Here is a 6,750-nt window from a genome sequence, read left to right on the forward strand (position 1 = left end):
ACCAGCACGGCAACCGTGCGTTTTGTACTCAGTCACGGGCTCCAACACCCAAGCGCGGGGCAAACTGCACGGTCTCGTCTGGCTACCACCAGACTTTACCGTACTGGTCAGTACTGAACATACAAGCGCACGGCGCGCAGGCAGCATTGAAAAAGCCCGGTTGGCGACCTGCCACCGGGCTTTTTCATGCGTGTCGCGCATGCGGATCAGCGCGACGCGAGCGGATTCTTCTGCCCGATGTCGACGACCAGCGTGCCGTCCGGCAGCATCCGCACCGAGCCCTGCGCGACCTGGCTGCGGTATCCGTACAGGTCGAACCGCATCGGGCCCGCCTCGGCCGAATTCCGGATCAACGCGCGCACGTTCAGTTCGAGCACGTTGAACATCTTCATGTCGCCGCCTTCCATCCACATGTAGCTCGGCGCATCGATCTGCGGCCGCTTCGGCGCGGCTGCACCCGCTGCGCGCCGGAACGTGAGACGCAAGCCGTCGCGTTCGACCGTTGCCTGGCCGAGCTTGCCGTTCAGCACGGGCGGCGGGAACACGGTGTACTGGTCGAGCACGAGCGTGTCGCCGCGCAGTTCCGCGCCGCGTCGGCGCAACGGCGTCAGCGACGCGAGCTCGATGCCGAGCGAGCGCAGCAGCGTCGCCTGCGGGATGCCGAGCACCGACACCTGCGACGGCTTGAAGGCGAGGTGCCGGTCGTCGAGCACCGTCAGCGAGCCCTTCATGTCGGTCGGCAGCCAGACCCCCGGTACGTGATTCCACAGCTTGATGCCGCCCTGGACGCGCAGGTTCTGCCCGTCCGCGCTCAGTTGCAGGTCGTTCAGCGAACGCGGCGAATAGTCGAGCAGGTAGTTGTTGAAGAGCGCCGACATCGCCTTCCACGATTCGACGACCGTGCCGCCGAGAATGCGGATGTCGTACTGGTTCGGATCGTCGAGATCGACTGGTTCGCCGGGCCGTCTCGACACGAGTTCCACGTCGAGATCCTCGACATGAAAGCCGATATCGCCGGACAGGTTGAAGTCGACGTTGCGCAGATGGATCGTCGGGTTGCGGTTCGACACGTGCCGTTCGTTGAACGGCGTCGTCGACGTGCGCCGCATCGCGACCTTCTGCATGCCGGGCCGCATCGCATCCGCCGCGAGCGCGTACGCTTCCCAGTGCTGGCGCACGTCGCGCAGCGCAGTCTGCTGCGCGGCGAGGAAGCTGTCGTTCAGGCGCGCCGCCGCGTTGCCGAGCAGCGCGCCGCTCGCCGGGCCCGTATACGAAGGCATCCGGATCGCCATCGCGCCGCTTTCGTCGAAGTTGAAGTAACCGGCCGACACCTGGTCGCGATAGTGATACAGGTCGAACACGAACGTCTGCTCGCGCTTCGACGAATCGACCGGACCGATCAGGATGTCGGCGTTCATCGGCATCGAGCGCATGAACTTCACGTCGCCGCCGCGGATGTACATCGCCTGCTGCGGGGCATTCGCCGGCATCGCGAAGCCGGCATGCGTGCCGTCGTCGAGCTTCAGGTCGAGGCCTGCCGGCGTCACGCGCACGGCGGTGATCGTGAGCTTCAGGCGCGGTGGCGGCATCAGCTTGTCGACCGCCATCACGAGATCGTCGCCGGCAAGTTGCGCGATCGGGGTCTGCACCTTCAGCAGGTCGGCCATCTTCACGTTGGCCGCGCGCATCACCGGCTGCGCGTTGATACCCGACACGCGTACGCCGGTCGGGTGGAACACGAGCCGGCTGCCGTCGCGGATCGCGAGCGTGCCGGTCAGCGAGAACGGTACCCAGCCGTCGCGCTGCATCTCGCCTTGCAGATGGATCACGCCGTCGCCGGCCGACACTGCGAGCTTGCGCAGCGGCGCGTTGCGATAGCCGAAGATGTAGGTGTTGAAGAGGGCGGTCAGCTTCGCATTGTCGAGCGTCACCGTGCCTTCATGTACGTCGATCTCGAAGCTCGTCGGATCGTCGAAGACGATCGGCGCGCCGGCCTGCGTCGGCACGAGCGTGGCCGACAACTGGTGGATGAAGAAGCCGAGGTTGTTGACGATGCGGAAATCGACGTCGCGCAGGAACGTCATCGCGCCGTTCTGGCCCGAGTCGCGCAGCGTGAACGGGCGCGGCTGCGTGAGGCTGATCGATGCGAGCGACGGCACGGTGCGCGCGATCTGCTGTTCGCGCGCGAGCCGCTCGGCCTTGGTGCGTTCGATCTTCGTCGATGCGATGGACGTGTTGCTGTCGCGCTGCGCGGCCGATTCCGCGCAGCCGGTGCAGAGCACTGCAAGCGCCAGCGCGCCGCAGCCGAACACGCGGGACGTCGTGGGCGATTCCGGGGCGACCGTGCGTCGCAGGCCGGAAAACCAGTCGAAAATTGCCAAAGGCGAGCGATGGCCGCGCCGGACCGCATTCCGCATCGTCTGTCTCCATGTCTTGTCTTGATCGACGGCGGCGCGCGCGACTGCACGGCGCGAGCGTCGATGCCGTGCAGTGTGTCATAGCGCGCTAGAGCGGCGTTACCAAACAACGGATGCCCGGGCGCGGGGCGCCGGCGGGCGGCCAGACAACGGATTCGCGGTGGATGGACGGCCGTATCAAACGGCCGTTTGGTTTGTGCGGGCCGGCGGTCGGCGTCTTTCGAGGCAACCCTGAAAAACCGCGGCCGGCCTTGGCCGGCGCGGGTTTCACCGGATGCGCACAGCAACGGCCGGTCAGACCAGCAGGCGCTCCCGGATCGCGTTTTGCGTAGCCGGATCGAGTTGCAGGCCGTTCTCGAGGTACGACGCCATCGAGCCGTACGACGTCGCGACCTGATCGAAGGCCGCCTGCAGATAGTCGGCGTGTGCGCCTTGCAGTGCGGTCATCATGTCCGCCGCGTTTTGTCCGCCGGCTTGTCGGGCGTGGGCGACCGAAGCGGCGATATCGGCTGCGCTATAGACGTTGGTCAGCAGGTAGTCGGCCAGAATCGTTTGCCCGGAGATGCCGAGGATCGAGTGCAGAATGGCGGTCGCCCAGCCGGTGCGATCCTTGCCGGCCGTGCAGTGGAACACCCGGTTGTCGCCGCTGCCCGCGAAGCCGGTGAACAGCGCGTGGTAGCTGGCGTGCGCGCTGTCCGACGTGACGAATGCGCGATACATGCTCAGCATGAATGCCGTCGCGGTCGCGCCGGTCGTCGGAATCGGGTCGATACTGGCGGCCCCGAGCACGTTGAGGTTTTGCCAGGCGGCGCCGGCGAGCGGTACATCGGGTTGCGTCTTGATCTCGGCGGGCGTGCGCAGGTCATCGACCTGCGTGATGCCGAGCGTGCCGACGGTCGCGACGTCGGCGGCGGACAGCGCGAGCGCGGACGAGCGATAGATCGCGCCTTTCTTCATCTTCGCGCCGCTGGTCGTCACGTAGCCGGTGCCGTCCGGCCCGGCCGTGTCGCGAAAGTTCGACGCGGACGCCAGCCGCGGCGTCGTGACCGGCGCGACCGCTATCGCGTCGCCGCCGCATGCCGACAGCAGCGACGCGCTTCCCAGCGCGAGGCCGATCGTGCCGGCGCCCAGCCGGAGAAAATGTCGACGGGAAATTTCGTTTTTCTGATGCATTCGATGCCCTGTGTCGGAGACGGTTACCAGGCGTCGCGACCGCGGTGCCGCTGCCTGCGCGCGACATGGCAAGGCCGGGGTGAGCCGGATCGATCGGCATGCAGTCGGACGGCTTGCCGGGCACGTCGATCTCGCGCCGGCTTACCGCACGGTAGCGATTTGCCGTGAAGCGGCCATCGTCCTTTTCGATTAGGGGCGAATGCCGGGTAGCGGCGCGGCCCCGGGCATCGACCGATACGCGCGGCGATGGCGGCGAGGTAAGATCGGCATCAGTGGCGGGTTCGATATCACGACACGGCAGCCATCACGGGGAAGCGCCATGGACCTGAAGGAAGTCGACGTACTCGGTGCGGGGGTGGGCGATCACTGGTACTACGCGTCGAAGGCGAGCGCGATTCGCCGGTTTCTGGGCGCGTCGGGCGCGAACCGGATACTCGACGTCGGTGCGGGCTCCGGTTTTTTCTCGAAGCATCTGCTCGAACGCACGCAAGCGACGGAAGCGTGGTGTGTCGATACGAGCTATGCCGACGACAGCGACGGCGAGGCGGCCGGCAAGCCCATCCACTTTCGGCGCGCCGTCGATCGATTCGATGCCGATCTCGTGTTGCTGATGGACGTGCTCGAGCATGTCGACGACGACGTCGGGCTGCTGACGCAGTACGTGCAGGGTGCGCCGTCGGGCAGCCGGTTCCTGATCACGGTGCCCGCGTTCCAGTTCCTGTGGAGCGGCCACGACGATTTCCTCGAACACAAGCGCAGGTATACGCTCGGCGGCCTCGAGGGCGTGGTGCGGCGTGCCGGGCTCGACGTCGAGCACGGCGCCTATTATTTCGGCCTCACGTTTCCGCTCGCGGCCGCGTTGCGGCTGGGCGAGCGGGCGCGTTCGCAGCCGCGCGAGCCTGCGTCGCAACTGCGTCGTCATCATCCGTTCGTCAACGGCTTGCTGAAGACGATCTGCCGCATCGAGCTGCCGATGTTCCGCTTCAATCGCGTCGCCGGCCTGACGGTCATCTGCGTCGCACGCAAGCGGTGACGACGATGCGCGGTGAGTGCCGCGGATTGCCTGCATCGCCGCCATCACGCCAAAAAATTGCACGAGAACATTCACAAAATGCATGCGACCCGTTCTAAATCGGGAAACTGTCTGTTATAATTTTTTTCTTTCGGGGCGTAGCGCAGCCTGGTAGCGTACCTGCATGGGGTGCAGGTGGTCGGAGGTTCAAATCCTCTCGCCCCGACCAGACAAGAACCCGCGTCAGCTCAAGCTGACGCGGGTTTTTTCTTGGCCGCCGCTTTTTTGCACATCGCAACGCGGCCCCGGTAAAATGCAAGGTTGATCCACGGAAAGCGCCGTGATTTAGCGGAAGAGGATTCCCCGAACATGACTGATCTTCGTCTTACCATGCGGTTCGCTGCAGTGCTCGCCACCGGCGCGCTCGTCGCCGGTTGCGGTACGTCGTCGCCCACGAAAGTGGACTACAAGAGCGATTCGAAATCGAAGGAAGCGTCGCTCGCAGTGCCGCCCAACATGCTCGACGAGACGGCCGATCAGCGTTCGCTGCCGCCCCAGGGCGGCGCGACTTCCCTGTCCGCGCTCCAGCAGGTCCAGCAGGCCGCGCCTGCGCTGGACACCGTCGCGCCGGCCGTCGCCGGCATGCATATCCAGCGCGACGGCACCGAAAGCTGGCTCGTGATCGACGGCAAGCAGCCGGCCGCGATCTGGCCGCAGGTTCGCCGTTTCTGGCAGGAGCAGGGCTTCCTGCTCGTCGTCGACCAGCGCGACAAGGGCGTGATGGAAACCGACTGGAACGAAACCCATCCGCAGATCAACGACGGCTTGATCCGCAGCGTGATCTCGAAGGCGATGGGCAATTCGTATGTGACGGCCGAGCGCAACAAGTACCGCACGCGTCTCGATTCGGCGCCGAACGGCGGCACCTACGTGTTCATCAGCCAGAAGGGCATGCGCGAGGCGATCACCGGCGCGAACAACGATTCGAGCAAGTGGGAACCGAAGCCGAACGATCCGGCGCTCGAGACGGAATACCTGAAGCGGCTGATGGCCGTGCTCGCGCAGAACGAGCAGCGCGCGAAGAACGGCGAACCGCCGATCGCGAACATCAAGGACAACGCGGTCCCGAAGGACAAGAAGGCCGATGCCGACGCGTCGTCGAAGGCTGCCGCGGCGATCGCTGCGCAGAACGTCTCGCGTACGTCGGCGCAAGGCAATGACGCGGCCGAAGCGGCCGTGCCGTCCGAAGTCACGCTCGGCGAGCCGTACGACCGGTCGTGGCTGCACGTCGGTCTCGCGCTCGATCGCGCGAATTTCACGGTCGACGATCGCGATCGCACGAAGGGCCTGTATTTCGTGCGCTATGTCGATCCGAAGGATCTGAGCTCGGCCGAGCAGGGCTTCTGGAGCCAGCTGTTCCACGGCAAGAAGGAAAAGCAGGCGAAGCAGTATCGCGTCAACGTGAAGGCGCTTACGGCCGATCAGACGCGTGTCGCGGTCGTCGACGATTCGGGCGCAATCGATTCGTCGTCGGCCGCTCGCCAGATCATGGGGTTGCTCGTGAATCAGCTCCGCTGATCCCGGCGTTTCCGCACTCCTTGAAAAGCCCGCCATTCGGCGGGCTTTTTTCATGTCCGCTCGCCAGCGTGTGCGCATGTTCGGCGGGGCCCGTCCCTTCTCGTGACGTTACGTAACATCCCCGCGTTACGACGACAGAACACGTGTCACATTGTCGCCGATCTAAAAAATTTTCCTTATAAATCAATGGAATATTGCGCGTGTAATGTCTGGCACGCAACCTGCTTTATAGGTTGGAATCGTTAGAACAGGGAGGATGGCGTCAGGGACCGGGAATGCGCGGCGAGCGCATGAACAACGGGATCGACGCCTTCACATGCCGACGCGCCAAGCGTCGGCGCAACAGATGATGGTCCGCGCCAGCGTGCGGATCTCGATGGCCCCGTCGCCTATCCTCGTAGGGCGACGGTTTCGCCCGCGCTTCTCTGAAGCGCGGGCTATTTTTTGTGCGCCGAGCATGCGCAACAGCTTGGGGGTGCAAGTCCCCTGTCCAGCCTGATGGGGCGAAGGACTAGCGAAACGCAAGGGCGTCGTCGCGAGGCGGGGTCTGAAGGAAGCGTGTAGCAAAGC

General features: G+C 65.0%; 4 protein-coding genes and 1 tRNA gene. 3 read left to right on the top strand and 2 right to left on the bottom strand.

The genetic code is table 11. The features are described from left to right. Positions 1-206 precede the first annotated feature (206 nt). Both H0X95_RS35415 and H0X95_RS35420 read right to left on the bottom strand, forming a co-directional pair. Positions 207-2,417, bottom strand: coding sequence for a hypothetical protein (locus H0X95_RS35415; protein WP_196446425.1), 2,211 nt, complete (start codon positions 2,415-2,417; stop codon positions 207-209). A gap of 294 nt (positions 2,418-2,711) precedes the next feature. Then, the gene (locus tag H0X95_RS35420) at positions 2,712-3,590 is read right to left on the bottom strand and encodes a tyrosine-protein phosphatase (RefSeq protein WP_059723755.1); all 879 of its coding nucleotides are present in this window, start codon (positions 3,588-3,590) and stop codon (positions 2,712-2,714) included. A gap of 319 nt (positions 3,591-3,909) precedes the next feature. On the opposite strand from H0X95_RS35420, the gene H0X95_RS35425 reads away from it, so the two are divergent. The 3 genes from H0X95_RS35425 to bamC all read left to right on the top strand — a co-directional run bounded on the left by H0X95_RS35425 (position 3,910) and on the right by bamC (position 6,180). Next, complete coding sequence (locus H0X95_RS35425; protein WP_006495357.1) at positions 3,910-4,623, top strand: class I SAM-dependent methyltransferase; 714 nt, start codon at positions 3,910-3,912, stop codon at positions 4,621-4,623. Positions 4,624-4,754: 131 nt separating this feature from the next. Further along, positions 4,755-4,831: transfer RNA gene (locus H0X95_RS35430), tRNA-Pro, on the top strand. A gap of 140 nt (positions 4,832-4,971) precedes the next feature. Continuing rightward, positions 4,972-6,180 (top strand): outer membrane protein assembly factor BamC, encoded by a 1,209-nt coding sequence (gene bamC, locus H0X95_RS35435; protein ID WP_059723753.1) that lies wholly within the window; start codon positions 4,972-4,974, stop codon positions 6,178-6,180. The last annotated feature ends 570 nt before the right edge of the window (positions 6,181-6,750 follow it).

Source organism: Burkholderia sp. 9779_493 (assembly GCF_015712215.1).
GTDB lineage: Bacteria > Pseudomonadota > Gammaproteobacteria > Burkholderiales > Burkholderiaceae > Burkholderia > Burkholderia cenocepacia.

Excerpts from the sequence above, each read along its gene's own strand:
- H0X95_RS35415 (WP_196446425.1), bottom strand. The coding sequence starts at position 2,417 with ATGCGGAATGCGGTCCGGCGCGGCCATCGCTCGCCTTTGGCAATTTTC.
- H0X95_RS35420 (WP_059723755.1), bottom strand. The coding sequence starts at position 3,590 with ATGCATCAGAAAAACGAAATTTCCCGTCGACATTTTCTCCGGCTGGGC.
- H0X95_RS35425 (WP_006495357.1), top strand. The coding sequence starts at position 3,910 with ATGGACCTGAAGGAAGTCGACGTACTCGGTGCGGGGGTGGGCGATCAC.
- bamC (WP_059723753.1), top strand. The coding sequence starts at position 4,972 with ATGACTGATCTTCGTCTTACCATGCGGTTCGCTGCAGTGCTCGCCACC.